This window comes from Duganella fentianensis, from assembly GCF_964031615.1.
In the GTDB taxonomy this organism is placed as follows: Bacteria; Pseudomonadota; Gammaproteobacteria; order Burkholderiales; family Burkholderiaceae_D; genus Rugamonas; species Rugamonas fentianensis_A.
Window position 1 is genome coordinate 222,930 of record NZ_CAXIQN010000009.1, and the last position, 26,669, is coordinate 249,598.

The window sequence follows — 26,669 nt, forward strand, 5'->3', positions numbered from 1 at the left end:
GTACTTAGCTCAGTTCTACCGTCATGCCTTCGTAGGCCAGATAGACTTTCAGATCACCCAGCTGGCCGGCGTGGCGCGCCATCACTTCGGCAAACACCGCTTCCAGTTCATCGTCGCTACGGGTCGGTTCGTGGTGGGTGCAGTACAGTGCCTTGACGCCGCAGCGCAGCGCCATGGCCAGTGCCGTATCGAAGGTGCCGTGGCCCCAGCCCTGTTTGGCCGGATATTCGGCGCGCGTGTAGGAACAGTCGGCAATCAGCGCATCCACGCCTTGTACGGTAGCGTCGATGGCGGCATTGCGCTCGGCCATCCAGCGTGCATAGGCCGCATGTTCGCTATGGCCTTCCGGATAGATGTTGTACAGCGGTTCGTGGTCGCCCGTGAAGAATAGCGACTTGCCGCCCGATTCGATGCGGTAGCCCAGATCCGTGGCCGGGTGGTTCATCACCACATTGCGCACTACCGCGTCGCCCAGCGCATACGGCTGCTCGATTTCCAGCGTCTGATATTCGATGGTGGCATCCATCTGGGTTTCGCTGACGGGGAAGTAGCTATTCTGCAGTTGCACGCCCATCACGTGCTCGATGCCGTTGCCCGTGTCGGGGTCGGTGGCACCATGCAGGCGCACCCGGCTATCCTTGACGAACAGGGGCGTGAAGAAGGGCAGACCGTGGATGTGGTCCCAGTGGCTGTGGGTGATGAAGATATTCGCGTGGATAGGGCCGTTTTTATTCTGTAGCAGGGATTGCGCCAGCAAAAAGATACCGGTACCGCCGTCGAGGATGATCAGGGTGTTGTCATCGCTGCGCACTTCGATACAGGTGGTGTTGCCGCCGTAGCGCGCGGTACGCGGGCCGGGCGAGGGGATGGAACCGCGAACTCCCCAGAATGTGAATTTCATGTGTCTTTCCCTGATTTTTTTTGCTGGTTGCTGCGGGCGATGATAGCTTTTTTTTCAGACTATAGGGAAAAACTGACAACGTTTGCAACGAATTTATGATGCCAATCATTTCTTCCTATACAACAGCTTGCACCGCAGATACACTCCTGATATCGACTGCGCCGTGCGCGCCTCTATTCATCTGCCGTGACACGAAATGCCATGCAAGAGCTGAATCAGACCCAGATTGCCCAGCGCCTGGAACAGTTAATCGAACTTAGTGTCGAACTGGGCAAGCGCCACGATACCGATGCATTGCTCGAGCGTATCCTGCTGGTCGCACGCGGCATGACCCATGCCGATGGTGGCACCCTGTACCGTCCCAGCGAAGATGGGCGCACGCTGGAATTCGCCATCCTGTTCAATAAGACCCTGAACATCCATCAGGGCGGCGTGAGCGGCCAGCCCGTGACGGCGCCCGGCGTGCCTCTGTACGATGCGGCCGGCGAGCGCAATCTGGCCGCGGTGGCAGCGTATGCGGCCCACTTCGGCCTGTCGGTGAACATCGAGGATGTGTATAAAGCCGACGTGTTCAACTTCTCCGGCATGGTCAAGTTCGACCAGATGAATGGCTATCACTCGCAATCCTTCCTGACGGTGCCGCTGAGCGATCACGAAGGCGAGCTGGTGGGCGTGCTGCAGCTGATCAATGCGATCGATAGCGAGACGGGGCAAATCCGCGCCTTCAGCCAGACCGATCAGCGCTTCATCGAAGCGCTGGCAGCGCAGGCCGCTGTGGCCCTGACCAATCAGCGTCTGATTGCCCAGTTGGAAAACCTGCTGGAAGCGCTGGTCAATCTGATCAACATCGGCATCGATGAAAAATCGCCCTACACGGGACGGCATTGCCAGTTCGTGCCGGAACTGACCATGATGCTGGCCGAGGCCGTGCACAACACGGAAACGGGGCCCATGGCCGGCTTCCGCATGAGCGATGGCGATCGCAAGGAACTGTGGCTGGCCGGTCTGCTGCATGACTGCGGCAAGATCACCACGCCCGTACACGTGGTGGATAAGGCTAGCAAGCTGGAAACCATTTACGACCGGATTGCCACGGTCGATACCCGTTTCGAAGTGCTGTTGCGCGATGCCGAAATCGCCGCGCTGAAACGCAAGCTGGCAGCGGGCGCCGATGCGGTGGCCATCGATGCGGCACTGGCGGCCGAGCAGGCGGCCCTGCGCGCCGAGCGCGATTTTATCCGCGTGGCCAATGTGGGTGGCGAAGCCATGGCGGCGGCCGATCAGGAGCGGGTGCGCAGCATCGCCCAGCGGCGCTGGACGGGGCCGGACGGACAGGAGCAGGGCTTCCTCAGCGACAACGAAGTGCAGAACCTGACCATCAAGTACGGCACCCTGACGGAAGACGAACGCAAGCAGATCAACAACCACATTTCTATGACCATCAAGATGCTGGAAGCCCTGCCGTGGCCCAAGCATCTGAAGAATGTGCCGGAATATGCGGGTGGCCATCACGAACGCATGGATGGCAAGGGCTATCCGCGCGGGCTGACCAAGGAGCAGATGTCGGTACAGGCGCGGCTGATGGCGATTGCCGATATCTTCGAAGCGCTGACGGCGGCCGACCGGCCCTACAAGAAGGGCAAGATGTTGTCGGAAGCGCTGTACATCCTCGGCAATTTCTCGCTCAACGGCCATATCGATCCCGATTTGTTCGACATCTTCATCCGCAGCAAAATCTATCTGGAGTTTGCCCGCAAGAACATGGATGAAAAACAGATCGATGCCATCGACGAAAGTCGCATCCCCGGCTACACGCCCTGAACCACAGCCTGAGCCCGATGATGCGCCTGCCTGCCCGCTGGAGTAAAACCCTGTCGAAATACGGCTTGCGCTGGCTGCTCAGTGCGCTGGTCACCGCCGTCGGCGTGCTGTATGCGCTGAACTTCTGGCAGAGTGATGCGGTGGTGCGGCTGGATAATCTGCTGGCCGGCGAGCGCATGAAGCTGGAAGCGCCCGTGCTCGATCCCCGCATCGTCATCGTCGATATCGATGGCAAGGCGCTGACAGAATTCGGCCGTTTTCCGTGGAGCCGCAATGTGCAGGCCCAGCTGATCCGCCAGCTGACGGGCCATTATCAGGTGAAAGCCGTGGGCTACGATATTTCCTTCCCCGAGCCCGATACCAGCTCCGGCTACGGGGTGCTGGAAAAACTCTCGGCGCGTGAATTGCGCGATGTGCCGCAACTGAAAGACAAGCTGCAGTCGCTCAAGAGCTCGCTCGATTACGATGGCCTGTTTGCCACGGCGCTCAGGGGCCAGCCCGTGATCCTCGGCTTCAATCTGTCGCCGGATCAGGTCAAGGGCGCGCTGCCGCCGCCGCTGTTCAGCGAGGCCGATCTGAACGGGCGCGAACTGCTGGCCTACAATGCGGCCGGCTACGAAGCCAATGTGCCGGTGCTGCAGCAGGCGGCGGCCGGCGCCGGCAGTTTTTCCGTGGTGACCGATCTGGACGGGGTGGTGCGCAATGCCTATCTGATCCAGCAGGTGGGCGACAATTATTACCCCTCGCTGGCGGTGGCCACCAGCATGCTGTATCTGGATGCGCTGGCCGTCAAGCCGCTGCTGACGGAGTCGGTCGACCAGCTGTCGCAGAGCCAGCTCGATAGTGGCGGCTACGATGCGCTGACCATCCTGCTGCCGGGGCGCAAGCAGCGCCTGATTCCCGTCGGCGAAGCCATGAGCACGGTGGTACAGTTCCGTGGCCGCGGCGGTCCGGCCGGCGGTGCTTTCCGCTACGTCTCGGCGGCCGATGTGCTGACGGGGCGGGCGCCGCAGCAACTGCTGCAAGAGACCATCGTGCTGATCGGCACGACTGCGCCGGGACTGGTGGACTTGCGCGCCACTCCCGTCAATCCCGAATATCCGGGGGTGGAAATCCATGCCAACATTATCAAGTCCATCCTCGACCAGCGCTTCAAATCGCGCCACTACATGGCCTTCGTGCTGGAAGCGGGCCAGATCCTGCTATTTGGTCTGGGACTGGGGCTGGCACTGGCGACGCTGTCGCCGCTGCGCTCGATTCTGCTGGGCATAGCGGCGATCGCTGCCAGTGTCGGCCTCAACCTCTACCTGTATCACGCGCACGACCTGATGTTCAACTCGGCCATGCTGATCATCGTATTGTTTGCCGTGTTTGTGCTGAACGTGGCATGGGGCTATTTCTTCGAGGTGCGCAAAGGGCAGGCGCTGGTGTCGCGCTTCGGCGAGTACGTGGCGCCGGAACTGGTGGCGGAGATGGCGGAAGATCCGGAAAAATACAATATGGATGGCGAGAGCCGCGAACTGAGCGTGATGTTCGTCGACGTGCGCGGCTTCACCACGATTTCCGAAGGACTCACGCCCAAGCAGTTGCGCGAGTACATCAATCTGTATCTGACGGCCATGTCGGAAGATATCCGCAGCAGCCACCGCGGCACGCTCGACAAGTATATCGGTGATGCCGTGATGGCGTTCTGGGGCGCACCGGTGGCGTTTGAGGACCATGCCAGCCGGGCCGTGGCCACGGCGCTGCTGATGCAGGCCAGCGCAGCCCGGCTGAATCAGGATTTTCTGGCGCGTGGCTGGCCGGCGCTGAAAATCGGCATCGGCGTGAATTCCGGCCTGATGCATGTGGGCGACATGGGCTCCAGCATCCGCCGCGCCTACACGGTGATGGGCGACGCGGTGAATCTGGCCTCGCGGCTGGAAGGCATTACCAAAGTGTATGGCGTCGGTATCGCCGTGGGCGCCGTCACGCGCGCCGCCGCGGCCGAATTTGCCTATCGCGAGCTGGATCTGGTGCGCGTCAAAGGCAAGCACGAGCCGGTGGCCATCTTCGAACCGCTCGGCCTGCTCAGCGAACAGACTGCTGCCCAGCAGGAAGAACTGGCCCGCTGGCAGCACGTGCTGGCCGATGTGCGGGCGCAGCGCTGGGACGCGGCCACGGCCGGCCTGCAGACGCTACCGGCCGAGTCACCCCTGTACACCCTGTATCGCCAGCGTATCGCTTATTACCTTGAGCACCCGCCCGGTGCCGAGTGGGATGGTGTGACCACCTTCGAGACCAAGTAGCGAGTGTCGCATAGTTGATTCAGGGCTAAGTTAATTGTTGTTTCAACAGCTAGTTGACTGTTTTTTGAGCATATAATGGCTAGCAGCAAATAGTTCCTGCCGGAATAGTCGCGCGCCGCGCCGCGCTGCCCGCCCGCAGCACACTGGCCCGTGTGCCGGATGGTTGTTTCGTAGTGGCCCGTTTCAAGGATGGTGTCATGAAGACCGAGTATGCACGCAAACCCAGCACCGTCCAGCGCAAACCGATGCGGCGCAAACTCATCGCGGTACTGGTGGCAGCTTGTTACAGCACGGCCCATGCGGGTTTGCAGGCGCCCGTTGTGGTGGCCGGACAGGCCAGTTTCGGCCAGCAAGGCAAGACCTATACCATCACCAATACGCCGAATGCCATTCTTAACTGGCAGGGCTTTTCGCTGGCGACCGACGAGATTGCACGCTTCGTCCAGCAGAGCGCCGATAGCCGGGTGCTGAACCGCATCGGCGGGCAGGATCCCAGTGCCATCCTCGGCGCGATCCAGTCCAACGGTAAAGTCTTTCTGATTAACCCGAACGGCGTGCTGTTCGGCGCCAGTGCGCAGGTGGATGTGAACGGTCTGGTGGCCTCCAGTCTGGCGCTGTCGAATAACGATTTTCTGGCTGGTAAAAATAATTTCGCCGGCCCTGCAACGGCCGGTGCCGTCAGCAATGCCGGCAGCATCCGTACGCCGGCCGGTGGACAGGTGTTCCTGATTGCGCCGGCGGTAGAAAACCGCGGCATCATTTCGGCGCCCAACGGGGAAGTGATACTGGCTGCCGGCCATAGCGTGCAGCTGTTCGAGGCCAGCGATCCGAATGTGCAGGTGGTGGTGTCGTCGGCCGCCGATCAGGCGCTGAATCTGGGCCAGATCGTGGCGCAGGGCGGGCGTATCGGCGTGTATGGTGCACTGGTTAATCAGCGCGGCCGCATCAGCGCCGACAGCGCAGTGCGTGGCGCCAACGGCAAGATCGTACTCAAGTCGAGTGCTACCACGCTGCTCGAGCAGGGCAGTAGTACCACGGCAGTGGGCAGCAATCTGAACGTGGGTGGCGACATCGTCGTGCTGGGGCCGCAAGTGGGGCTGACGGGGGATGCCTTGGTCGATGCCAGCGGCGCTGCCGGTGGCGGCAGCGTGCTGCTGGGCGGCGACTACCAGGGCGGCAATCCGGCGATTGCCAATGCGCAGCAGAGCTATGTGGGCAAGGATAGTGTGGTGCGGGCCGATGCGCTGGAGCGGGGCGATGGCGGCAAGGTGATCGTCTGGAGCGACCAGCGCACCCGCATGTACGGCAATATTTCTGCCCGCGGCGGCGCACAGGGCGGCAATGGCGGTCTGGTGGAAACTTCCGGCCACGTGCTCGATATGCAGGGGCGGGTCGATACGCTGGCGCCGCAAGGGCGTACCGGCACGCTCTTGCTCGATCCGGGCAATATCTACATCGCGGCCGACCAGAGTACGGCTACCAATGCAGGCATGACGGGCACGGCCTCTACGGCATCGAGCGGCAGCACGCTGTTCGCCGATAGCGGCAGTGATACCGATACCTTGTTGCTGACCAGCAGTTTGCAGACTGCGCTGGCCAGTAACAACGTCACCGTCACTACCAGCAATAGCGCCCTGACGGGGGGGAGCGGCAAGATCAGTGTGCTGTCCGATGTGGAGTGGAGCAGCACGCGCAGCCTGACCCTGAATGCGGCCGGCGAAATCCGTATCGATGCCGCCCTCAAAGGCGAAAATGCCACCCTGAACCTGCAGGCGGGCGGCGCCATCGTACAGTCCACCAGCCCCATCAATGCGATGCGGGTGAGTAACCTGAATGCCATCAGTGCGGGCGATATATCGCTGCTCAACGAGGATAACCGCATCGGCAATCTGGCCACGCTGCAGGCCAGTTCCGGCTCGGCCGCGCTGGCGGCCAAGAGCGTGCGGTTGGGAAGCAGCAGTGCCCAGTCCAGCCTGAGCGTGCAGGCCATGGATGGTGCGCTGACGGTCGCCAGCAACGCTACGCTCAGCACTTCAGGTACGCTCAGCCTGTCGGCCATGAATGACGATGGCGCGATCGTGATCAATAGCGGCGCCGAACTGATCGCAGCCGGTACGCTGAGCCTGTCCGTACCCGCGGGCGGGAGCGAGCGCATAACCGTGGCGGGCGAGCTCACTTCGGAGAACCAGATCGTGCTGCAGGCCGGTAAGATGACGCTGACGGGCGCCACGCTGACAGCGCCTACCGTGCGGCTCAATACCACCAATAGCATAGAACTGGGCACGGCCGGCGATCCGGCCGATACGCTGGCGCTGGCCAGCGCCGATCTGACGGCGCTGCATACCGATGCGCTGATCATCAGCAGCCAGCGCAGCAGCAGCCCCGGCAACATCGTCGCCAGCGGCGCGCTGACGCTGCCCGCCAGCCAGACCCTGACGCTGAACGCCACCGGTTCCATCGCTGTGCAGGCGGCCCTGAGCACGGGCGGTCTGACGCTCAATGCCGACAGCGATGCTGCCATCACTGCCAGCGCCGCCGTCAGTGTGAGTGGTATCTTCGAGCTGATCAGCGGCCACTGGGAACAGAAAGGCACGCTGCCAGCCTTCAGCGCAGCCGATTTCCGCCTGACGGGAGGCAGCTTCCTGCGTGCCAGCGGCAGCGACGGAACGGGCGCCTCGGCCACGCCGTATGTGCTGACGGATATTTACGGGGTGCAGGGCATCCATACGCTGGCCCTGTCCAACTGGTACAGCCTGGGCAGCGATATTGCCGCCAGCGGCACTTCGGGCTGGAACAGCGGGGCCGGCTTCAAACCGCTGGCAGCCTATCAGTCGCCCTATACGGGCACATTTAACGGCAACCATCATGTGATCAGCGGGCTCACCATCAATCGCCCGGCAGAAGATTATGTCGGGCTGTTCGCCGGCATCAGTAACGCGACGGTGAAGAATCTGACGCTGAGCGGCGGCAGTGTGGTGGGGGGCGACTACGTGGGCGGCATCGCCGGCCATGTGGCCAGTTTCGCCAGCGTGCTCGATCAGCTGAACAGCTCGGGCAGCGTCACCGGCACCAATAACGTGGGCGGGCTGGTGGGTTATTTGCAGGGTACGCTGAGCTACGGTGTCGCCAGCGGCGCCGTGACCGGCAATGCCGTGGCCGATGCCGGCAGTATTGGCGGGCTGGTGGGGCGCAATGTGGGCAGTATCGAGCACAGCCACGCGAGTGGCAATGTCAGTGGCGATGGTGCCGGTTATGTAGGCGGGCTGGTCGGCTCGAATGTCAATACGGGGCAGTACTACATCGGCAGTATCAGCACCTCGTATGCCAGCGGGAATGTCAGCTCGTCGGGCGAGATTGTCGGCGGGCTGGCGGGCGACAATCAGGGGGGGAATATCAGCAAGTCATATGCGACCGGCAATGTCAGCGGCGAACGCAATGTGGGCGGCCTGGTAGGCCGCAGCGGCCTGCGCTTCGGCTACGGCGGCAGTATCGAGAATGCCTACGCCACGGGCAACGTCAGCGGCACGCAGAACAATAATGGTCCGCAGCACAGCAATCTGGGCGGGCTGGTGGGCGAGCACGCCGATGGCAGCATCAATCTGGTGTACAGCAGCGGCAGCGTGAGCGCCCCCGGCTGGAGCGATGTGGGCGGCATGATAGGCGCGGATCTGGGCGGTACCGTGCAGCATGCCTACTACAATAGCGAAACGGCGGGGCTGACGGCGGGGGCGGGTACGGCGCTGACCAGCGCGCAGATGCAGCAGCGCGAATACTTCAGCGGCTTTGCCTTCAGCAATTCGCCGGTCTGGCGCATCTACGAGAATTACACCACGCCGCTGCTGAAAGATCTGCTGACGCCGATCACGGTCAGCGTGACCGGAGTGACTAGCAGCAGCCGCAGCTATGACGGCACCAGTTCGACGCTGAGCGGGGCCAGTGCCGGTACGCTGCCGGGCGGTATTTCCGGTACGCTGGCATGGACGGGTGGCGCGCGCAATGCCGGCACCTACAGCATCGGTGGCCTGTATTCGACCAGCTACGACATCAGCTATGCCGGCAGCAATGCGCAACTGACGATCACGCCACGCGAGGTGACGGCGACCGTGACGGCGCGTAAAAACTATGACGGCATCCTGGCGGTGGAAGTACCGGCCAACTATACGCTGACGCTGCATAACGTCGTGGCCAGCGATACCGATCTGTCGCTCAGCGGCATGGTGGCATTCACCAACAAGGATGCGGGCACGGGCAAGGCGCTGACGGTGAGCAATCCTGTGTTAGTGGGCAATGATCTGGGTAACTATGTGCTGACCGGCACGATCACTGGCACGGGTACCATCGATAAGCGCCCGCTCCATCTGAGCGATGTGGTGCTGCAATCAACCCGCGTCTACAACGGCACGGATGCCATCAGCTTTACCGGTGGTAGCAGCATTATCAGTGGTCTCAATGGCGAGGAAGTGTCGCTTGCCACGGTGGGCACTGCCACGGCGCGCTACAACAACAAAAATGTGGGCAATAACAAGCCGGTCCTCTTTACACTGTCCGGCTATACGCTGACGGGGGCCGATGCGGCCAACTACGAGGTGGCCGGTCCTGCCGAAGCGGTGGCCAGCATCACCGCGGCCCCGCTCAGTATTGCCGGTGTGACGGCGCAGGACCGGGTGTATAACCGCACGTACGATCCCGGCGTCGGCTATGGCACGCTGGCAACGCTGAATACGGCTAGTGCCAGCCTGAGCGGTGTGCTGGGCAATGATGTGGTGACGGTGCTGAGTGCGCGCGGTTCGTTTGATAACCGCCATGTGGGCACGAATAAACCGGTGACGGGACGCGCCGTGACGCTGGGCGGGACCGATGGCGGTAATTATCAGGTGACTGGTTTCCCGAGCGACATGACGGCATCGATTACGCCGGCACCGCTGACGGTAACACTGGCCAGTCGCGAGTACAACAATTCGGCCGTGGGCAGTTTCAGCAGCGCCGTGCTGAGCGGCGTCATGACTTATGGTGAAGGCGGTTCGGACAGTGTGACGCTGGTGCCCGGTTCGGCCACGGCCGCCTATGTCGACAAGAATGTGGGCGCGGGCAAAACCGTGAACTTTACCGGTGCACTGAGCCTGAGCGGCACCGATGCCGGCAACTACACCATTAACCCGACGGGACTGGGCACCATCACGGCACGCCCCACCTCGACCTGGGTCGGTTCGGGCGGTGGCTTATGGAGCGCTGCGGCTAACTGGGCAGACGGCATTGCACCCGATGGCAGCAATGTGCTGGCTGCGGTACTGGGCAGCGCTGCCGGCACCATCACCTATGATGGTACGGCCGGCAACACCAGCGTCAATACTGTCAGCGGCGGCAGCGGTACAGCGCTGGTGCTGACAGGCGGGACGCTGACTCTGAACAGCGGCACGTCCAGCTTGCCGGGCGGTGTACTGACGCTTAATGGTGGCAATCTGGTAATGAACGCCAGCCTCGACGTGACCAATCTGAATCTCACCAGCGGTACCCTGAGCGGCAGCAACAGTAACGCCACCCTGACGGCCAGCCATCTGACCCAGACGGCCGGTGGTCTGAATATCGCCGGTGCGCTGGCGGTGGGCGATGGCGGCAATATCAGTCTGGGAACTTTGCGCGCACAGCATGGCATCACCCTGAATGCGGGCGAAGGCGGCAGTATCACCCAGACCGGCGGCTGGACCAGTGACAGCCTGACGGCCAACAGTACTGGCGGCATCCTGCTGACCAGTAGTGCCAACCATCTGGCCGCGTTTACTGCCAGCAGCTGGAGCGGCAATATCGAACTGAATAACACCGCTCCCGGTAGTGCGCTGACGCTGGGCGCCTTATCTACCGATGGCAACATTCTGATTGATAATGTTGGCGGCGTGGTGGCCAACGGAGCGATTCACGCCCAGCATACGGCGGCCAACCGGGGACGCGTATCGATTACGGCGCACAGCCCGGTTACCATCAACGATACGGTGGAAGGCAATGAACTGGCGTTCTCGGCCAGTACCGCCATCCATCTGGGTTCGGGCGCCGCGTTGAACGCCGTCAACCACATCCAGCTGACGGCCGGCACGGATATCGTGCTGGGCGGTTCGCTCGCCATCAGTTCGCCATCGGGCAGTATCAGCGCCACTGCCACCAACGGCACGATTACGGTGGGTAGCGCCACCAGCATTTCCAGCAATGGTGGTAGTGTCAATCTGAGTGCGCCGCAGGGCTCGGTGAACACCAACAATATCAGCTACGGAAGCAATACCAATCCGGTGGTGGATTCCGGCAGTGCCGCTGCGGCTGCCGCTGCGGCGGCTGCGGCCCAGGCGGCAGCGGATGCGGCCGCCAAAGCAGCGGCCGATGCGGCGGCCAAGGCAGCGGCGGATGCGGCAGCGAAGGCGGCGGCCGACGCAGCGGCCAAAGCGGCCGCCGATGCGGCGGCCGAAGCAGCAGCCAAGGCGGCAGCCGATGCGGCGGCCAAGGCAGCAGCCGATGCGGCCGCCAAAGCGGCGGCGGATGCGGCGGCCCAGGCTGCTGCGGATGCGGCCGCCAAAGCGGCTGCGGATGCCGCCGCCAAAGCGGCCGCCGATGCCGCCGCCAAAGCGGCCGCCGAAGCCGCCGCCAAAGCGGCAGCCGAAGCGGCAGCGGAAGCGGCTGCCAAAGCGGCGGCAGAGGCGGCTGCCGCCAAGGCCGCAGCGGAAGCGGCTGCCAAGGCCGCAGCGGAAGCGGCCGCCCAAGCCGCTGCCGAAGCCGCCGCCAAAGCGGCAGCCGAAGCGGCTGCCGGCAACGGCCAGCCAAGCGAGCCTATCACTCAGGCGATCAATAACACCATCAAGTTACAAAATGCTGTGAGCGGCACGACGCTGCTCAATACTGGCGTGTCAACCACACCAGCCCCGGCCGCGGGCGCAGGTGGCAGCCTGAACACGGATGGCAGTAACAGCGTTACCAAGCCGGTTAGCAGTGTCAGCAACGCTTCTGGCGGAGGTAGCAGTGGTAGCAGTAGCGGCAGCACTCCGCCCGACGATAAGGTCGCCGAGAAGTCGGGCGATAAACCGGCCGATAAACCGGCCGATAAACCGGCCGAGCAGAGCAAGCCGGCGCAGGAAGCGCCCAAGAAGATGTATTGCAATTGAATTTAGATTGGTTGATCAATGAAAAAAAGTCGCATGAAGGTGCATCCGGTCCGTCTGCTGGCGGGGGCCATGCTGGGCAGCTCGCTGCTGTGGCCACAACTGGTACGCGCGGCCGCTGAGGATATCGTCCGCTTCGAGATCCGTCAGTTCCAGTTGCAGGGCAATACCTTGCTGGATCCGGCCGAAGCGGCCGCCATCCTGCAGCCCTACACGGGGCCGGTGAAGGATTTCGGCGATGTCCAGCGTGCGCTGGAAGCACTGGAGGCCGTGTACCAGCAACGGGGTTACCGGCTGGTGTCGGTCGAACTGCCGGAGCAGGAACTGAATGGCGGAATAGTCCGGCTGCGGGTGGTAGAAAACCGCATAGGCCGCATCCGTGTGCGGAACAACCAGTATTTTGATGAAGCCAATATCCGCCGTACCCTGCCCACGCTGGAACCGGGGCGTACGCCTAATCTGACGGACGTATCGGCCAACCTGAAGCTGGTGAACGAAAACCCCGCCAAGAATGTCACCCTGAAGATGCAGAGTGGCGAGCTGGACGAGGAAGTCGATGCCGTGCTGGACGTGAAAGACCAACGGGCATGGAAAGCCATGCTCAATCTCGATAACACAGGCACCGAGCAGACAGGCAAGACGCATGCCAGCACGGTACTGCAGCATGCCAATCTATTCGGACTCGACCATGTGGCCTCGCTGCAGTACACCACGTCGAAAGAGGAACCGGGGCGGGTCAAAGTGTATGGCGCCGGCTACCATATGCCGCTGTACACGCTGGGCGATGCGGTAGACCTGTATGCCAGTTATTCGAATGTAGATTCCGGCACGGTGTCGGCCGGCATATTCAATCTGGCGGTCAGCGGCAAGGGCGCGACTTACGGCGGCCGCTACACGCATAATCTGGCCAAGCGTGGCGAACTGGAAGCGCAGCTGGCACTCGGCCTCGACTACAAAGCCTACAAGAATAGCGTGGTGTTGCAGGGGGTGGAACTGGGCAATGATGTCACGCTGCATCCGCTGACGCTGGCCTATCAGGCCAGTCTGCCCATCACTGCAGGCAGTCTGAGCGGGCAGGTCAGTCTGATCCGCAATCTGCCCGGAGGTAACCGTGCCGACCAGAGCGCATTCAGTGCGATCCGTGCCGGTGCCAAGGCCGGCTACACCGTGCTGCGGCTGGGTGGCAGCGCCGTGCGTGCCTTCAGCAATGACTGGCAGTTGCGCGCAATTCTCAATGCCCAGTACAGTCGCGACGAACTGGTGCCGGGTGAACAGTTCGGTGCCGGCGGCGCCAGTTCCGTGCGGGGTTTTCAGGAGCGCGAAATTGCCAACGATTCGGGCGCGAATCTGAATCTGGAAGCTTATACGCCTAATCTGTGTGCACGTGAGGGCTGGAACTGCCGCCTGCTCGGCTTCTACGACAGTGCCTATGTGCGGCGTACCCATCCCGCTGCCGGCGAACTGGCCAGTACCAGTATCGGCAGCGTGGGCGTGGGCGCCCGTTTCCAGCTGTCGACCTATGTGAATCTGCAGTTCGACTTCGGCCACATCGTTGCCGCTGGCGCTACCGGCCGGAAAGACGCCAACCGCATGCACGTGCGCTTGGGTCTGGCTTACTAGAACAGGGAATCCCATGTTGCTCAAGAAAATGACTCCTTCTTTCCACCTGCTGCGCCTATGGCTGTGCGGGCTGGCACTGGCCGGTCTGTGTAGCTTAAGCTGGGCCGCGCAGGTAGCCGGCACCATCGTGCAGTTGAGCGGGCCGCTGATGGCGAAAAAAGCCGATGGTGCGATCCGTATTCTGTCGCTGCGTTCGGAAGTGGAGGGCGGCGATACGCTGATCACGGAGAAGAACACCTATGCCATGGTGAAATTCATCGATAACAGTGAAATCACGCTCAAGCCCAGCACGACCTTCAAGGTCGAGAGTTTTTCCTATGATGCGGCCAAGCCGGATGGCGACAATGCCTCGTTCAATCTGGTCAAGGGTGGGCTGCGTTCCGTGACGGGGCTGCTAGGCAAACGTAACAAGGAAAAGTTCTCCATGAAGACGCCGAGCGCCACCATCGGGATACGCGGCACGACCTTTACCGCCGAGTGGATTGCGCCGGAAGCCGCCACGCTGGCAGCTTACAACATGGCCAGCACGGCCGCGCTGGATCCGCTGCAAGCGCCGTTGCAGCCCTTGCAACTGGCGCAAGCTGTACCGCCAACTTCGCCTTCATTGCTGCAGCCCGGTTTGTACATACAGGTCGTTGATGGCTTGGTCGTGCTGTCGAATCCGGCCGGTTCACAGATTTTCCAGGCTGGACAGTTTGGGTTTACGCCGAGCTTCCAGATGCCGCCTGTCATCGTGCCGCAGAATCCCGGTATACAATTCAACCCGCCGCCAGTCTTCAACAGTTCGACGTCGGGCGGCACGGGGAGCAGCCCACCCAAGTCGAATACGGTCGATTGCGAGGTACGCTAGAACGCGTGTGAACGCTTGACCTTCCCATGATGGCAGGGTAGATGCTATGGTTACCTAGTTGTCATGAGAGATTACCATGTCTGCCGCTCCGTTACCCACTGCCACTCCTGCGCATACCCTGTCCTTCAAAGTCGAAGGCATGACTTGCGCCTCCTGTTCCGGCCGTGTCGAGCGCTTGCTGGCGGCTATGCCCGATGTGGCTGAGGCCAGCGTCAATCTGGCCACCGAAACGGCGCGCGTCTGTTCCTATCAGCCGCTGGCCTTTGCGCCGCTGGCGCAAGCCATCGAGCAGGCTGGCTACCATGCGCTGGCGCCGGCCGCGCCGCCGCAAGCTGCCCCGCTGCTGGCCACGGGCGGTGGCACCGCCGTGCTACTGTCGGCCATCTTTGCACTGCCCCTGCTATTACCCATGCTGCTGGAACTGGCCGGCATCCACTGGATGCTGGATGGCCGCCTGCAATGGCTGCTGGCCACTCCCGTGCAGTTCTGGCTGGGCGCACGCTTCTACCGCGCCGGCTGGGCGGCGCTGAAAGACGGCAGCGGCAATATGGACTTGCTGGTGGCACTAGGGACCAGCGCCGCCTACGGCCTGAGCGTGTACCAGTTGCTGACGGCCGATAGCGCCATGCCGCATCTGTATTTCGAAGCCTCGGCCGTGGTGATTACCTTGATCCTGCTGGGCAAATGGCTGGAAGCGCGCGCCAAGCGCCAGACCACGTCGGCTATCCGCGCGCTGCAGGCGCTGCGGCCGGAGACGGCGCGGGTGCGGCGCGGTACGCAGGAGGTGGAACTGGCCATTGCTGCCGTGCAGGTGGGCGATCTGGTGGTGGTGCGGCCGGGTGAACGCATCGCGGTCGATGGCATCGTGCAGGAAGGCGCCAGCCATGTGGACGAAGCGCTGATTACGGGCGAAAGCCTGCCGGTGGCGCGTGGCGCCGGCCAGCGCGTGACAGGAGGCGCCATCAACGGCGAAGGCCTGCTGCTGGTGCAGGTCACGGCGGTCGGTGCCGAAAGCACGCTGGCACGCATCATCACGCTGGTGGAAGAAGCGCAGGGTGCCAAGGCGCCCGTGCAGCGGCTGGTCGATCGTATCAGTGCCATCTTCGTGCCGGTGGTGGTGGTACTGGCGCTGCTGACGCTGGCGGGCTGGCTGCTGGCCGGTGCCGGCCTCGAACATGCGCTGATCAACGCGGTGGCCGTGCTGGTGATTGCCTGCCCCTGTGCGCTGGGACTGGCCACGCCAGCCGCCATCATGGCCGGTACAGGCGTGGCTGCCCGCTACGGTATTCTGATCAAGGATGCCACCGCGCTGGAGCTGGCGCACCGCATCAGCAGTGTGGCATTCGACAAGACCGGCACACTCACGGAAGGCAAGCCAGCGTTGCTGGCGCTGCATGCGCTCGATCAGGATCAGGATGGTTTGCTGCGCGCTGCGGCGGCCATACAGCGCGGCAGCGAACATGCGCTGGCGCGCGCCGTGCTCGATGCGGCGGCAGCACGCGGACTGGGGCAGGAACTGCAGGCCAGCGAACTGTCGGCGCTACCGGGGCGCGGCGTGGCGGCCACTGTGGCTGGCCAGCGGTTGCTGTTAGGCAGTAGCCGCCTGATGAGCGAGCAGGGCGTGGCGCTGGCGCCGCTGCAGGCCGAAGCGGACGCGCTCACGCGCGCGGGACGCACCATCGCGTGGCTGGCCAGCGTGACGCCGGCACCGCGCTTGCTTGGACTGCTGGCCTTCGGTGACCGCATCAAGCCGCAAGCCCATGCGGCGCTGCAGGCATTACATGCGCTGCACGTGGAGACCATCCTGCTGACGGGCGACAATCAGGGCAGCGCCGACGCGGTCGGGCGCGAACTGGGACTGACGCGGGTGATCGCGAATATGCTGCCGGCCGATAAGGCGGGCGCCATCACGGCGCTGCAGCAACCGGGCGCCTGCATCGCCATGGTGGGCGACGGCATTAACGATGCGCCCGCGCTGGCGGCGGCCGATGTGGGCATCGCCATGGGCAATGGCACCGATGTAGCCATGCACGCGGCCGGGATCACACTGATGCGCGGCGATCCGGCACTGGTGGCGGCCGCTATCAGTATTTCGCGCCTGACTTACCGCAAGATCCGGCAGAATCTGTTCTGGGCGTTTATCTACAATCTGGTGGGCATACCGCTGGCAGCTTTTGGTCTGCTGAACCCGATGGTGGCGGGCGCCGCGATGGCGCTCAGTTCCGTCAGTGTGATCAGCAATGCGCTGCTGCTGCGTCGCTGGAGACCCGCATGAATATCGGACAGGCTGCAGGCGCCACGGGTGTCAGCGCAAAAATGATACGGCACTACGAGAGCATCGGCCTGATCCCTGCGGGCAAGCGCAGTGCTGCCGGTTACCGCATGTATGCGGAGAGCGACCTGCATGCGCTGCGCTTCATCAAGCGTGGCCGCAATATGGGTTTTTCGCTGGAACAGATACGCGAGCTGCTATCGCTGTGGCAAGACCCGCAGCGCGCCAGTGCCGATGTGAAGCGCATCGCTCTCGGTCATGTGGCCGAGCTGAATCAGCGTATCGCCGAACTGACGGAGATGCGCGACAGCCTGCAGCAACTGGCCGGCTGCTGCCACGGCGACCAGCGTTCTGACTGCGCCATTCTGCAATCGCTGGCCGACTAGGCTGCTGCTGCGCTCAGGCGCGGATGAACATCCACACGGTCAGGCTGGCGCCGACCAGTACCACGAAAGCACGCATGACTTTTTCCGGCAGCCGGTGGATCAGCCAGCCGCCGACAAAGCCGCCGGCAATGCCGCCTGCGCACAGGGCCAGCGCGGCCGGCCAGCTGATCAGATCAGAACTGGCGAAGATGGCGATGTCGCCTATCCACAGATCCAGCGCGACCGGCCAGCTGATCAGGTCAGAACAGGCGAAGATTGTGGCGGCCGCCGCGTTCATGGCCATCGCCAGCACGTTCTTGGTGGCTGTCGCCGCGCGCACCTGCTGGCCGGCGATGGTGAGCGCAGCCAGCATCAGGAAGCCGATACCGCCACCGAAATAGCCGCCATACACGGCGATGCAGCTTTGCACCAGTATCAGGGTCCAGCGTGGCATGCTGCTGGCGGCGTGCAGCGGCTTTTTGCGGAAACTGCCCCAGGCGAACACGCTGGTGGCAAACAGCACCAGCCATGGCACCAGGCGCGCAAAGAACGACGGTGGTGTATTCAGCAGCAGGATCGCGCCGCACAGGCCGCCGATGGCGCTGATGATCAGCATCTGGCGGAAGCTCAGCGGGCCCACATCGGCTACTAATTTGCGCCCTGCGTAGCCGGAGGTGATCTGGCTAGGGAACAGGGCGATGGTAGACGTCATATTTGCCGCCAGCGGATTCAGGCCAGCCAGCAGCAGGGCGGGGAAGGTGATGAACGAGCCGCCACCGGCCAGCGCGTTCTGTACGCCGGCTAGAAAACCGGCGGTGGCAACCATCAGGATTACGGGAAGATCTAGAGCGGGAAGGGCAGACATGAGTGGGCGCCCGGCGGGCGTATCGCAACGGTTAAAACGGAATTGTTACCGTTGATTATAACCGTGTCCCCGCTCTGCCCGCTTTAAGCCGCTGCCGTGACGGGATAGCCAGCCGCTACGATGGCGGCACTGAGCACGGGCAACGCTGCGCTGCTATCAATTTTTACCTGCTTGCTGGCCAGATCGATCTCGACCCGGGCGGCGGCATCGACGGCCTGCACGGCTTTGGTGACGGCGCCCACGCAATGGCCGCAGCTCATGTTTTCTACCTGTAATTGATACATCGTAATGCTCCTAGTGAGGTGACGATGATCATACTGTAGGCCTTGCCCCTGTGGGAAGGGCAAGGTTTTTTTCAGGTTTCCGGTGGGTCGTCGAGTTTGGATAGATCCAGACACACGAGCGCCCAGATGCCACCCGCGTAATCGGGCTGGCTGGACAGACGTTCCACTTCCGAGGGTTTGATTTCGAAGGCCTTGCCTTGTTCCACCAGTTGGCCGACATGGCCGTAGATGGCTTTGGTGGCATTGCTCATGGCTTTGCCCATGGTTTCGCCGCTGGTGACGCAGCCGGGGATGTCGGGTACGGTCACGCCGTAACGGCTGCCGTCGCGCTTGCGGATCAGGATAGGGATGTCCATGGTCTCACCTCAGCTCGTTCCGTAGGGCAGGGAATTCGGGGCTAGGCTGTCTAGTGTCATACAGCTTGCAGCCGGTTTCAAGCACTTTCGATGTTGGCATCAAACTACGAAAGTTAAAAATTTATTCTTGACATCATCTGTTGCCATGGATATCATTCATTTAATTCTCTTGGGAATATATTATTACTTTTGAGAAAGTGATGCGCTAGGTTTCTTTTGGTAAATAACGCTGGCGAATCGGTTTAAAAAACGACAACTCATACATCAGGGATAACCATGAAAAACTTCAAGTTCGCCGCTCTGGCACTGGCACTGGCCGCAATCGGTAGCGCCAACGCAGCCGTCATCACTTTCCAGACTGGCACTTCCACTGCTGGCGTACAGAGCACGGCTCAGGCTTATGCCGACGTGGTCAATGCAGCTGTTTCCGGTAGCACCGGTCATTCGGTAGTGTTGTCCTCGTACGACAACGTGTCGAACAACAGTGTTTTCCACGCAGGCAACAGCAATATCGCTTACAAATCGACCATCGATTTCGGCCTGACCAGCGCCGGCACCTACTCGTTCCGCGCCGGTGTGGACTTCGGTAAAGGCGGCGCCGTCTTCCTCGACGGTCAGGTAGTGGATTTCAAGACCAACGATATGTGGTGGGGTGGTAGCTACAGCAACGCCAGCCAGTACTTCCAGGTGAGCGGCGCCAACCTGTCGGCTGGCAACCACACCCTGACCATCTACGGTCTGGAAGGCTGCTGCGATGGTGGCCAGCAGGTGCAGTTCGCCAAGGTTGGCGAAGGCTATCAGAGCTTCACCGCGAACACCCTGGCACCAGTACCTGAGCCAGAAACCTATGCCATGCTGCTGGGCGGCCTGGCCATGGTCGGTGTGGTGGCCCGTCGTCGTCGCGCTGCCTAAATACGCGCCGTACCGTCTAAAAAACCTGCCAGCAGTGATGCTGGCAGGTTTTTTTACGCCTCAGAATTCCGTATGCAGGCGTAGCGAGGCGATCTCCACGGGGCCACGCGCGGCGTTATAGGCCGGATGGCGGATGCGCTGCCAGTCCAGCGTCAGCGAATGACTCCGAGGTGAGATGGTACGAATCTAGCTCAAAAAAAACTAGCCCGCCGGCAGCAGGCTGCGGGCGGGCTAGTGGGACTGCAACGCCGGGCGTTGCAGCAGGCTTACAGCACGTCGCTGGCGTGGTCGGCCAGACGCGAGCGTTCGCCCCGTGCCAGCGTCACGTGGCCGCTATGCGACCAGCCTTTGAAGCGGTCGACCACATAGGTCAGTCCGCTCGAACCTTCCGTCAGATACGGCGTATCGATCTGGGCGATGTTGCCAAGGCACAGAATCTTGGTGCCGGGACCGGCACGGGTGACCAGTGTCTTGACCTGTTTCGGCGTCAGATTCTGCGCTTCGTCGATGATCAGGAACTTGTTGACGAAAGTACGGCCGCGCATGAAGTTGAGCGACTTGATCTTGATACGCGAACGGATCAGATCCTGGGTAGCAGCACGGCCCCACTCGCCACCATCCGAATCGGACTTGTTGAGTACTTCAAGGTTATCGTCGAAAGCGCCCATCCATGGCGACATCTTTTCTTCTTCCGTGCCGGGCAGGAAGCCGATGTCTTCGCCCACGGGAACGGTGACGCGGGTGACGATGATCTCGTTGTACAGCTTGGTCTCCAGCACCTGTGCCAGACCGGCCGCCAGTGCCAGCAGGGTTTTACCCGTACCGGCCTGACCCAGCAGGGTGACGAAGTCGCACTCGGGATTCATCAGCAGGTTCAGCGCAAAGTTCTGCTCGCGGTTGCGCGCCGTCACACCCCACACACTGTTCTTGTTGTGGCTGTAGTCACGCAGGGTCTGCAGCACGGCCGTCTTGCCGTTGATCTGTTTGACCTGACCGTAGAACGGCGCTTCGCCATTTTTCGGTTCGAGGAACACGAACTGGTTGACCAGCAGGCTAGGGATGAACGGGCCCGTTACGCGGTAGAAGGTAGCGCTCTGGCCGTTCTTGTTCTCCTGCCAGCTTTCCAGATCCTTGCCGTGCTTGCTCCAGAAGTCATCGGGCAGTTGCACGATACCCGAGTACAGCAGATCGGTATCTTCCAGCACGTGGTCGTTGAAATAGTCTTCCGCCGGCAGACCCAGTGCGCGCGCCTTGATGCGCATATTGATGTCTTTCGACACCAGCACCACATGGCGGCCATCCTGCTCTGCTTCGAGCGAACGCACCACCGACAGAATCTGGTTGTCGGCCTTGCCGACCGGCAGACCAAGTGGCAGATCGGCCGACTGGATGCGGGTCTGGAAGTACAGCCGGCCCTTGGCATCCTTGTTGCCCAGTTTGGACAGGGGGATGCCCTGATCGATCGCATCGTCGTCCGTGTTCGACATCAGCGCGTCCAGCGTGCGCGACACCTGACGCGCATTGCGCGCCACTTCCGTCATGCCCTTCTTGTGGTTGTCCAGTTCTTCCAGCGTCATCATGGGCAGATACACGTCGTGCTCTTCGAAGCGGAACAGCGACGTCGGATCGTGCATCAGCACATTGGTGTCGAGCACGAACAGCTTGGTGGCGCCAGTCTGGTCGGCATGGCGGCTGGTGGACGATTTGAGTGGTACTTCCACCGGTTTGTGTTTGGCCGGATGGGGCGCTTTGGCGCTGATCGGCGTGACCTTGCTGCGCGCAGCCGGTGCGGCCTTGGCTTTGGCCGGCGTTTTGGCCGGCTCGACGGCCGGTGCGGCGGCCGACTTCACGGCCGGTTGCGCGGCGGCGGCGGCTTTCAGCACAGCCGGTGCGGCTTTCAGTACGGCGGCCACGGCGCTGCCTTTGGCGGCCTTGCCGGCTGCCGGCGCTTTCACTGTAGCCGGCGCTTTGGCCGGTGCTGCTTTGGCTTTGGCCGGCGCCGCTTTCTTCGGCGCTGCGACCTTCTCAGCCGGAGCTGCCAGCGGCGCTATGGCGTGCGTACCGCTGGCTTTGGGGTAATCTTTGGCCAGCAGGATGGTCGCTGGCTGACTTGGAATTTTTGGCAGTGGCATCAGGATCTCATTTCAAAAAAGCTGGAGGAATCCGCCCATAGGCGCAACACGCTGGCCCACGCACAATGCGCTGGCAAGGCTGGTACCGGATGGGGTGGATGCGGAGGAAAATAACTTACAAGACTGCCGACGGGCGCTCATCTTGCCCGGGGAAAGAACCGCATGGCGACCGGCTGGCCACCATGTTGGGTGGGAGAAAGTACAGTGCTGACTCAAGGATAGGTGCCGTTTAGGCTGTTACGCCTGCTTGGTTAACAAACGTCTTGCGACGTTCAGCAACGCTGGCGCTTGCAACACGCAACCGGTGATTAAGCCTGGCGCGTGACAAATTCCAGCACTTCATCGACGTGACCTGCTACCTTCACGCCTCTCCATTCTTTCACTATTTGACCTTGAGCGTCAATCACAAACGTGCTGCGTTCAATGCCACGTACAGTCTTACCATACATCTGTTTCATCTTCATGACGTCGAACAGCAGGCATAGCGTTTCGTCGGGATCGGAGATCAGCTCGAACGGCAGGCCCAGCTTGGTCTTGAAGCCTTCGTGCGAGCGCAGCGAATCGCGGCTGATGCCGTAGATTTCCGTGCCGGCCGCGCGGAACTGCTCATGCAGATCGCGGAAGGCGATGTTCTCGGTGGTGCAGCCGGGGGTGTTGTCCTTGGGGTAGAAGAACAGCACCGTGTAGCGGGCCGCGCGGCCAGCCAGCTGGAAGGTCTGGCCGCCCGTCATGGCGGCGGAAAAATCACTTACTGCGGTAGGGCGGTCAGCCACAGGCGTCTCCTGATCAATGATGGGTAGGGCGAGCGGCACGCGCCTCGCCCTGAACGATCAACTGTCCCGAGCGGCCCGGCAATTCGCCCCAGGTAATCGGGCAGACGGGCAAGGTCTGGTGCTGCACTTTCTGGTAGTAGTCGGCCATGGACGCGAGCTGATAGCCCTGCGCTTGCCAGCCAGCCAGCAATTGCTCGAAGATGGGGGCAAGTTTTTGCCCTTCAAGCTCGGCGTGCAAAGTATAGACATGGTCACGCGTAGCACCGGCCGTCAGGTTCAGCAGGAAGTCGGCGATATTCGCCGTGCTGATGGTGACGCCGTTGATCTCGCGGCCCAGCAGTTCATCCAGCGTAGGCAGGGTGGTGGGCAGTTGTACGTGTTTGAGGACGGTGGCGCCGTCGCTGAGCAGGTGCGGGCCATCGGCCGGATTGGCCAGCGTGCCATCGTCATTCAGGCGGCAGCGGCCATCGGAGGCATAGGCATAGCCAGCCGTGTCATGTTCGGCAAAGGCGGCGGCATTCATCTGCCAGCCGGCCGCGCCATGGGTGCGTGGCGCCACGCCATAGACCTGGGTAAAGCGGGCGGCAGCCTTGCGCATCATGCGGGTGGTCCAGCCGGCGTCGCGCTGTGCCACATTGTCCTGCCACAGCACGTGATCCCAGGTGTGGATACCGCATTCGAAACCGGCCGCCTGTACGCTGCGCAGTTCGGCAGCGCACTGTTTGCCGATGTCCGGCCCCGGCAGCAGGGTGCCGTACATCAGGGTTTTCAGGCCGTAGTGCTCGACCACCGAGGTTCGCGAGACTTTGCTGAAAAAACCGGGGCGCAGGGCGCGGCGTAAAGCCCAGCCCGTATGATCTGGCCCCAGCGAGAACAGGAAGGTGGCGCCGGCCTGGTGGGCCGACAGCATGCGCACCAGATTCAGGGTGCCTTCCCGGGTGCCGCGATAGGTGTCGATATCGATCTTCAACACCATCAGCGGTTTAGTCGTTGCAGTGGTCTCGCTCAAGGTGTGGTCTTAGTCCATCAGTTTCTGCGCTTCGGCTACCTGGCTACGGTAGGCATCGAAGATTTTTTTCAGGGCATCGGCCATGGTGGTGGTCGGTTTCCAGCCCAGCTCTTCGCAGGTGTTGGTGATTTTCGGCACGCGGTTTTTCACGTCCTGATAGCCGGCGCCGTAGTAGGCACCCGAAGTGGTTTCCACGATCTGCACTTTGGCAGCGCCTTCGGCGTACTCTGGGTACTGTGGCGCCAGTTTCAGCATCATGTCGGCCAGTTCGCGGATCGAGTAGTTGTTGACCGGATTGCCGATGTTGTAGATCTTGCCCGTCGCGGCACCGTTCTTGTTCTCGATGATCTTCATCAGCGCATCGATACCGTCATCGATGTCGGTGAAGGCACGTTTCTGGTGGCCGCCGTCGACCAGCGAGATGTTCTCGCCACGTACGATGTGGCCGAAGAACTGGGTCACCACGCGCGACGAACCTTCTTTCGGGGTGTGGATCGAGTCCAGACCGGCACCGATCCAGTTGAACGGACGGAACAGGGTGAAGTTCAGGCCTTCCATGCCGTAGCCCCAGATCACGCGGTCCATCAGCTGTTTGGCGTTGGAGTAGATCCAGCGTGGTTTGTTGATCGGGCCGCAGATCAGTTCCGAGTTTTCCGGATCGAACTCTTCGTCGTGGCACATGCCATACACTTCCGAGGTCGACGGGAATACCAGATGCTTGCCGTACTTGGCAGCGGAACGCACGATAGGCAGGTTGGCTTCGAAGTCCAGTTCGAACACGCGCAGCGGCGCTTTAACATAGGTCGACGGGGTGGCAATCGCCACCAGTGGCAGGATCACGTCGCATTTCTTGACGTGGTATTCCACCCATTCCTTGTTGATGGTGATGTCGCCCTCGAAGAAGTGCATGCGCGACTTGTAGCTCTCATTCTCCAGCAGGTCGGTAATACGGTCGGTATTCATGTCCATGCCGTACACGTGCCAATCGGTGGTTTCCAGAATGCGCTTGGACAGGTGATGGCCGATGAAGCCATTGACGCCGAGGATGAGGACTTTTTTCATATGCTGTTTTCCAGTAAGTGTTCAGTAGCCGCCGGCCAGCTCAGGCTGCCAGACGGGTTTGCAACTGCTCGGCCGAGATGGCAACGCCATCGGCCGTCAGAGCGAGAATGGTAATAATGCCACCATCGCCGCAGACGCCAAAAATGCAATTATCCACTACTGTCAAGCCGAGTGGCAAACTTCGCGCTGCAACATTGTCGGAATTGCCATTTGCGAAAACGCCGCGACGGTCGCCCAGACGGGCCCGTTCGATCACGTAGCGCACGCCGTTGACGTCGGTGAAAGCGCCCGGATACGGCGGCGCCACGGCGCGGTGCAGGTTGTACACCTGCTGCGCTGGCAAATGCCAGTCGATGCGGCCGTCTTCCGGCTTGCGGCCACCGAAATAGCCGCCTTTGCTGAGGTCATTATTGATGCGCATGGCCGTGCCATCGAGCAGCGACGGCAGTACGCGCCACAGCGCCTGCTCGGCCGCCACGGTGACTTTGCCGAATACTTCGAAGGCGGTGTCGTCGGGCAGGATAGGCACCACCATCTGCGAGACGATGGCGCCGGCATCGGGTTTCACGGTCATTTCATGCAGGGTGGCGCCGGTTTCCGTGGCGCCATGCAGCACGGCCCAGTTGACGGGCGCGCGGCCGCGGTACTCGGGCAGCAGCGAGCCATGCATATTGAAGGCCGGTGCCACTTCCAGCAGGCTGGCGGGCAGCATGTGGCGGTAGTAGAAGCTGAACATGAATTCCGGATCAGCCGCCTTGACCTGCGCCAGCAGTTCGGGCGATTTGGCGTCCGGCGGGGTGATGTAGGGGATGCCTTCAGTCTGGCACAGGCTGACGACGGATTCGAACCAGATGTTTTCCGTCGCACTGTCTTCGTGCGTCACCACCAGCGCCACATCGACGCCGCCGGCCAGCAGCACCTTGAGGCAGCGCACGCCCACGTTATGGTAGGCGAACACCACGGCGCGCGCGCGCGGTTCCTGATCGTGCTGGTGATGGTTATTGTGGCCGTTCAGTGCTTCAGTCATGAGGACGTCCTACCGTGCGTTTTTCCGCGCCTTCCGGCGCTTCGTATGGTTTGCCTGCCTGTTGTTCGAGGATGGTCTGGACCACGTAGCGGGGACGCGCGCGCACCTGCTGGAAGATGCGGCCCACGTATTCACCCAGCAGGCCGATGCCGAACAGGATGGTGCCCATGAAGAAGAAGGCGATCGCGAACAGGGTGAACAGGCCTTCGGCCTCGGCACCGAGGAACAGGCGGCGCACCAGCAGCACGACCACCAGCAGGGCCGAAGCGAGCGACAGCAGGATGCCGAACATGGAGAAGAACTGCAGCGGCACCAGCGAAAAACCGGTGACCAGATCGAAGTTCAGGCGGATCAGGCTATATAGCGAATACTTGGATTCACCGGCCGCGCGTTCTTCGTGCTCGACGATGATTTCGGTCGGGTTACGGGCAAAGCGGTAGGCCAGTGCCGGTACGAAGGTATTCACTTCGCCGCACTGGTTGACCAGATCGATCACATTGCGGCCATAGGCGCGCAGCATATTGCCCTGATCGGTGATCTTGATATTGGTGATGTTTTCGCGCAGGTGGTTCATGGCCTTGGAGGCGTAGGTACGCCACGCACTATCCTGCCGCTTGCGGCGGATCGAACCCACATAGTCATAACCTTCGCGTACCTTGGCCACCAGATTGCCGATTTCTTCGGGCGGGTTCTGCAGGTCGGCATCGAGGGTGATCATGATCTCGCCGCGGGATGCCTCGAAGCCGGCCAGAATCGCCATGTGCTGGCCGTAGTTACCGTTGAACAGCACTACGCGGGTCACGTCGGGACGGGCGCGGAACTGCTCGGCCAGGATCGACACCGAGTTATCGCGACTGCCATCGTTGACGAACACGATTTCGTAGCTGCTGCCCAGTTTGTCCAGCGCCGGATACAGACGGTCGAACAGGGTCTGCAGGCCGGCCTGCTCGTTATAGACAGGGATAACGACGGAAATTTCTGGTTTCATTGCGC

18 protein-coding genes are annotated in these 26,669 nt (G+C 61.8%); 8 read left to right on the forward strand and 10 right to left on the reverse strand.

Translation table 11 applies throughout. The annotated features are described in order from the left end of the window. Positions 1–4 precede the first annotated feature (4 nt). On the reverse strand, positions 5–901 hold the full coding sequence (locus tag ABNT42_RS06950) for an MBL fold metallo-hydrolase (RefSeq protein ID WP_348695766.1): 897 nt from the start codon (positions 899–901) through the stop codon (positions 5–7). A 201-nt stretch (positions 902–1,102) separates the two neighbouring features. Here ABNT42_RS06950 and ABNT42_RS06955 point away from each other — a divergent pair, with 201 nt between their 5' ends. The 7 genes from ABNT42_RS06955 (at position 1,103) to cueR (ending at position 17,277) form a co-directional block, all read left to right on the forward strand. Then, positions 1,103–2,722 carry an HD domain-containing phosphohydrolase gene (locus tag ABNT42_RS06955; RefSeq protein ID WP_348695768.1) on the forward strand — a complete coding sequence of 540 codons (1,620 nt, stop codon included), beginning with the start codon at positions 1,103–1,105 and terminating at the stop codon, positions 2,720–2,722. A 17-nt stretch (positions 2,723–2,739) separates the two neighbouring features. Continuing rightward, entirely contained in the window at positions 2,740–5,010 is a 2,271-nt protein-coding gene (locus ABNT42_RS06960; protein WP_348695771.1) for an adenylate/guanylate cyclase domain-containing protein, read from the forward strand. A gap of 197 nt (positions 5,011–5,207) precedes the next feature. Further along, positions 5,208–12,152: a YDG domain-containing protein gene (locus ABNT42_RS06965; protein ID WP_348695773.1), complete on the forward strand. Its 6,945-nt coding sequence runs from the start codon at positions 5,208–5,210 to the stop codon at positions 12,150–12,152. 18 nt (positions 12,153–12,170) lie between these two features. After that, positions 12,171–13,769, forward strand: a complete 1,599-nt coding sequence (locus ABNT42_RS06970; protein ID WP_348695775.1) for a ShlB/FhaC/HecB family hemolysin secretion/activation protein — start codon at positions 12,171–12,173, stop codon at positions 13,767–13,769. A gap of 13 nt (positions 13,770–13,782) precedes the next feature. Then, positions 13,783–14,619 (forward strand): FecR family protein, encoded by an 837-nt coding sequence (locus ABNT42_RS06975; RefSeq protein ID WP_348695777.1) that lies wholly within the window; start codon positions 13,783–13,785, stop codon positions 14,617–14,619. Between the two features lie 76 nt (positions 14,620–14,695). Continuing rightward, positions 14,696–16,894 (forward strand): heavy metal translocating P-type ATPase, encoded by a 2,199-nt coding sequence (locus ABNT42_RS06980; RefSeq protein WP_348695780.1) that lies wholly within the window; start codon positions 14,696–14,698, stop codon positions 16,892–16,894. Further along, complete coding sequence (gene cueR / locus ABNT42_RS06985) at positions 16,891–17,277, forward strand: Cu(I)-responsive transcriptional regulator (RefSeq protein ID WP_348695782.1); 387 nt, start codon at positions 16,891–16,893, stop codon at positions 17,275–17,277. Before ABNT42_RS06980 ends, cueR begins: the two co-directional genes overlap by 4 nt. A 13-nt stretch (positions 17,278–17,290) precedes the next feature. On the opposite strand, the gene ABNT42_RS06990 is transcribed toward cueR, so the two are convergent. The 3 genes from ABNT42_RS06990 to ABNT42_RS07000 form a co-directional block, all read right to left on the reverse strand. Next, positions 17,291–18,121, reverse strand: coding sequence for a sulfite exporter TauE/SafE family protein (locus ABNT42_RS06990; protein WP_348695785.1), 831 nt, complete (start codon positions 18,119–18,121; stop codon positions 17,291–17,293). Between the two features lie 83 nt (positions 18,122–18,204). Then, positions 18,205–18,405, reverse strand: coding sequence for a heavy-metal-associated domain-containing protein (locus ABNT42_RS06995; protein ID WP_348695787.1), 201 nt, complete (start codon positions 18,403–18,405; stop codon positions 18,205–18,207). 71 nt (positions 18,406–18,476) lie between these two features. Next, positions 18,477–18,761, reverse strand: coding sequence for a type II toxin-antitoxin system HicB family antitoxin (locus tag ABNT42_RS07000; protein ID WP_161041038.1), 285 nt, complete (start codon positions 18,759–18,761; stop codon positions 18,477–18,479). 276 nt (positions 18,762–19,037) lie between these two features. Between ABNT42_RS07000 and ABNT42_RS07005 the strand changes: the two genes are divergently transcribed. Continuing rightward, on the forward strand, positions 19,038–19,673 hold the full coding sequence (locus ABNT42_RS07005; RefSeq protein WP_348695790.1) for a CCXG family PEP-CTERM protein: 636 nt from the start codon (positions 19,038–19,040) through the stop codon (positions 19,671–19,673). Between the two features lie 266 nt (positions 19,674–19,939). On the opposite strand, the gene ABNT42_RS07010 is transcribed toward ABNT42_RS07005, so the two are convergent. The 6 genes from ABNT42_RS07010 to ABNT42_RS07035 form a co-directional block, all read right to left on the reverse strand. Then, positions 19,940–21,805, reverse strand: coding sequence for a PhoH family protein (locus tag ABNT42_RS07010; protein WP_348695792.1), 1,866 nt, complete (start codon positions 21,803–21,805; stop codon positions 19,940–19,942). A gap of 308 nt (positions 21,806–22,113) precedes the next feature. Beyond that, positions 22,114–22,578 carry a peroxiredoxin gene (locus ABNT42_RS07015; RefSeq protein ID WP_348695795.1) on the reverse strand — a complete coding sequence of 155 codons (465 nt, stop codon included), beginning with the start codon at positions 22,576–22,578 and terminating at the stop codon, positions 22,114–22,116. A gap of 13 nt (positions 22,579–22,591) precedes the next feature. Beyond that, positions 22,592–23,554, reverse strand: coding sequence for a xylanase (locus ABNT42_RS07020; RefSeq protein ID WP_348696107.1), 963 nt, complete (start codon positions 23,552–23,554; stop codon positions 22,592–22,594). Between the two features lie 42 nt (positions 23,555–23,596). Next, positions 23,597–24,649, reverse strand: a complete 1,053-nt coding sequence (locus tag ABNT42_RS07025) for a bifunctional UDP-4-keto-pentose/UDP-xylose synthase (RefSeq protein WP_348695797.1) — start codon at positions 24,647–24,649, stop codon at positions 23,597–23,599. A 40-nt stretch (positions 24,650–24,689) separates the two neighbouring features. Beyond that, positions 24,690–25,676, reverse strand: a complete 987-nt coding sequence (locus tag ABNT42_RS07030; RefSeq protein ID WP_348695798.1) for a formyltransferase — start codon at positions 25,674–25,676, stop codon at positions 24,690–24,692. Continuing rightward, the gene (locus tag ABNT42_RS07035; RefSeq protein ID WP_348695800.1) at positions 25,669–26,664 is read right to left on the reverse strand and encodes a glycosyltransferase; all 996 of its coding nucleotides are present in this window, start codon (positions 26,662–26,664) and stop codon (positions 25,669–25,671) included. Before ABNT42_RS07035 ends, ABNT42_RS07030 begins: the two co-directional genes overlap by 8 nt. Positions 26,665–26,669: the final 5 nt, after the last annotated feature.

Excerpts from the sequence above, each read along its gene's own strand:
- ABNT42_RS06950 (WP_348695766.1), bottom strand. The coding sequence starts at position 901 with ATGAAATTCACATTCTGGGGAGTTCGCGGTTCCATCCCCTCGCCCGGC.
- ABNT42_RS06955 (WP_348695768.1), top strand. The coding sequence starts at position 1,103 with ATGCAAGAGCTGAATCAGACCCAGATTGCCCAGCGCCTGGAACAGTTA.
- ABNT42_RS06960 (WP_348695771.1), top strand. The coding sequence starts at position 2,740 with ATGATGCGCCTGCCTGCCCGCTGGAGTAAAACCCTGTCGAAATACGGC.
- ABNT42_RS06965 (WP_348695773.1), top strand. The coding sequence starts at position 5,208 with ATGAAGACCGAGTATGCACGCAAACCCAGCACCGTCCAGCGCAAACCG.
- ABNT42_RS06970 (WP_348695775.1), top strand. The coding sequence starts at position 12,171 with ATGAAAAAAAGTCGCATGAAGGTGCATCCGGTCCGTCTGCTGGCGGGG.
- ABNT42_RS06975 (WP_348695777.1), top strand. The coding sequence starts at position 13,783 with ATGTTGCTCAAGAAAATGACTCCTTCTTTCCACCTGCTGCGCCTATGG.
- ABNT42_RS06980 (WP_348695780.1), top strand. The coding sequence starts at position 14,696 with ATGTCTGCCGCTCCGTTACCCACTGCCACTCCTGCGCATACCCTGTCC.
- cueR (WP_348695782.1), top strand. The coding sequence starts at position 16,891 with ATGAATATCGGACAGGCTGCAGGCGCCACGGGTGTCAGCGCAAAAATG.
- ABNT42_RS06990 (WP_348695785.1), bottom strand. The coding sequence starts at position 18,121 with ATGTCTGCCCTTCCCGCTCTAGATCTTCCCGTAATCCTGATGGTTGCC.
- ABNT42_RS06995 (WP_348695787.1), bottom strand. The coding sequence starts at position 18,405 with ATGTATCAATTACAGGTAGAAAACATGAGCTGCGGCCATTGCGTGGGC.
- ABNT42_RS07000 (WP_161041038.1), bottom strand. The coding sequence starts at position 18,761 with ATGGACATCCCTATCCTGATCCGCAAGCGCGACGGCAGCCGTTACGGC.
- ABNT42_RS07005 (WP_348695790.1), top strand. The coding sequence starts at position 19,038 with ATGAAAAACTTCAAGTTCGCCGCTCTGGCACTGGCACTGGCCGCAATC.
- ABNT42_RS07010 (WP_348695792.1), bottom strand. The coding sequence starts at position 21,805 with ATGCCACTGCCAAAAATTCCAAGTCAGCCAGCGACCATCCTGCTGGCC.
- ABNT42_RS07020 (WP_348696107.1), bottom strand. The coding sequence starts at position 23,554 with ATGGTGTTGAAGATCGATATCGACACCTATCGCGGCACCCGGGAAGGC.
- ABNT42_RS07025 (WP_348695797.1), bottom strand. The coding sequence starts at position 24,649 with ATGAAAAAAGTCCTCATCCTCGGCGTCAATGGCTTCATCGGCCATCAC.
- ABNT42_RS07030 (WP_348695798.1), bottom strand. The coding sequence starts at position 25,676 with ATGACTGAAGCACTGAACGGCCACAATAACCATCACCAGCACGATCAG.
- ABNT42_RS07035 (WP_348695800.1), bottom strand. The coding sequence starts at position 26,664 with ATGAAACCAGAAATTTCCGTCGTTATCCCTGTCTATAACGAGCAGGCC.